Origin of the sequence: Arthrobacter sp. H41 (genome assembly GCF_000520535.1) — a bacterium.
Lineage (GTDB): Bacteria > Actinomycetota > Actinomycetes > Actinomycetales > Micrococcaceae > Arthrobacter_D.
Genome location: NZ_KI914792.1, coordinates 7,551 through 9,600, shown reverse-complemented (window position 1 = coordinate 9,600; position 2,050 = coordinate 7,551). Strand labels below are relative to the sequence as shown.

The 2,050-nt window shown below is 70.8% G+C and carries 2 protein-coding genes and 1 pseudogene; all 3 read left to right on the top strand.

Going from position 1 to position 2,050, the window contains the following annotated elements:
• Positions 1–117 precede the first annotated feature (117 nt).
• Positions 118–1,023, top strand: a complete 906-nt coding sequence (locus Y705_RS0108800; protein ID WP_026532597.1) for a dihydrodipicolinate synthase family protein — start codon at positions 118–120, stop codon at positions 1,021–1,023.
• On the top strand, positions 1,023–1,796 hold the full coding sequence (locus Y705_RS0108795) for an SDR family oxidoreductase (protein ID WP_026532596.1): 774 nt from the start codon (positions 1,023–1,025) through the stop codon (positions 1,794–1,796). The genes Y705_RS0108800 and Y705_RS0108795 overlap by 1 nt, the downstream gene beginning before the upstream one ends.
• Positions 1,797–1,832: 36 nt before the next feature.
• A pseudogene (locus tag Y705_RS22295) lies at positions 1,833–2,050 on the top strand (hypothetical protein); the annotation flags it as partial.

Here is a 2,050-nt window from a genome sequence, read left to right as displayed (position 1 = left end):
GGGAGCCGCCGTACGGCAGGCCACGCCCGAAGCCGGTTCGCCCACTGGCACTCCGCCGGCAGCCGCCGCTCCTGCTGCCACCAGCACTGGAGGAATACCGATGAAAGGAAAGTCTTTATGACCGAACAGCTTCCGCACCTCTCCCCCGGACTCTGGGGGGTGCTGGCCACGCCGTTCAGCGGAGCGGACCTCGCCGTCGACACCGCCTCACTCCGGCGCGAAGTCCAGCTCTACACCGCACTGCCTGCCACCGGGATGGTGGTCCTCGGTGTCTTCGGTGAGGGGGCGTCACTGACGGCGGCCGAACAAGCCCTCACTGTCAGCACCGTGGCCGACGAGGCGGGGAACACCCCCCTGGTGGTCGGCCTTTCCGCCCGGACCACCGCCGTCGCCATCGAGCAGGCCTCCACCGCGGTCGGAGCCGCGGGCAGCAACCTTGCCGCGCTCATGGTGCAGGCGAACACCGCCGATCCGGACGTGCTCGCCGCCCACCTCACCGCCATCCACCGAGCCACGGGCTCGGGCATCGTGCTGCAGGACTATCCGGTGGCCTCCGGCGTGAAAATCAGCGCCGAGCAGATCCTCCGTGTCGTAGGGCAGTGCAGTTTCATCGTCGCCGTGAAATCGGAGGCGCCCCCCACTGCGTCCGCCATCGCGAAACTGACCGGCGCCACCGATGTCCCCGTCTACGGCGGGCTGGGCGGCGTGGGGCTGCTCGACGAACTGGCCGCAGGCGCGGCCGGTGCCATGACGGGGTTCTCCCACCCCGAGGGCCTGCAGATCGCACTGGCAGCCTTCGCCGACGGCGGCTTCGCCGGCGCCCGCAGTGCCTTCGCGCCGTGGCTGCCCCTGGCGAACTTCGAGGGCCAACCCGGCGTGGGCCTCGCCCTCCGGAAGGAGATCCTGCGCCGCCGCGGAATCATCGCCGACGCGTCGGTTCGGCCTCCCGCCGCCGCGCTGCCGCGCGAACTCGCAGATCTGATCGACGCACACCTCGACGCAGTACGAATGGAGATCGCCTGATGGATACAGGATTGACGGGAAAGAACGTCCTGGTGCCCGGCGCCAGCTCCGGCATCGGCCTGGCGATTGCACAGGCGCTCGACGCCGAGGGAGCGAACGTCGTGCTCGCCGCGCGGCGAGAGGACGTGGTGCAGGCAGAAGCGGCGCGGCTGCCCTCCGCCGTCGGGATTGCGATGGACCTGAACGACGACGGTGCCCCGGCCGCGCTGGTGGAGGCCGCCGAGCGCGCCTTCGGGCCGATCGACGTGCTGGTCCTCAACAGCGGCGGCCCTCCTCCCGGCGGCGCAGCCGACATCACCGATGACCAGGCCCTCGCCGCCGTCAACCAGCTGCTGCTCCAGCACGTGCGGCTCATCTCCCTCGTCCTTCCCGGCATGCGGCAGCGGGGCTGGGGGCGCATCGTGGCGGTGGGATCCAGCGGAGTGCAGCAGCCGCTGCCCAACCTCGCGCTCTCGAACCTCGGCCGTGCCGGTCTCGCGGGGTACCTCAAGACCCTGGCGGCCGAGGTTGCCGCCCAGGGCGTGACGGTCAACATGGTGCTCCCCGGCCGCATCGATACCGAGCGCGTCGCGTCGCTGGACACCGCCGCGGCCAAGCGGACGGGCACCACCCCCGCCGAGGCACGCGCCGCCTCCGAGGCCGGCATTCCCGCACACCGGTACGGGACTCCGGCCGAATTCGCCGCCGTCGTCACCTTCCTGGCGAGCGTGCCGGCGTCGTATGTCACCGGAGAACAGATCCGGTGCGACGGCGGCATGGTCCGCGCCTACTAGAGCCCCACCCCTTCCCCGATTAGAAAGGGCAGCTCCATGGCTCCCAGCATCCTCCACCTCTGTTCGATCAGCGGTGCATCCACTACCGGCGCATCCGGTGTTTCCGGGACTACCGAGACGGCGGCCGTCGTGCACCCCCGCCGTGGTGTGGCGCGGGTTTCCGACCTCCTGCCGGGCTTCACCGGCGACATCCTGGACGTCCTCACCGAGGAGATCCTCGGGCAACTCGACGCGGCTGCCGAGACGGCCGACGA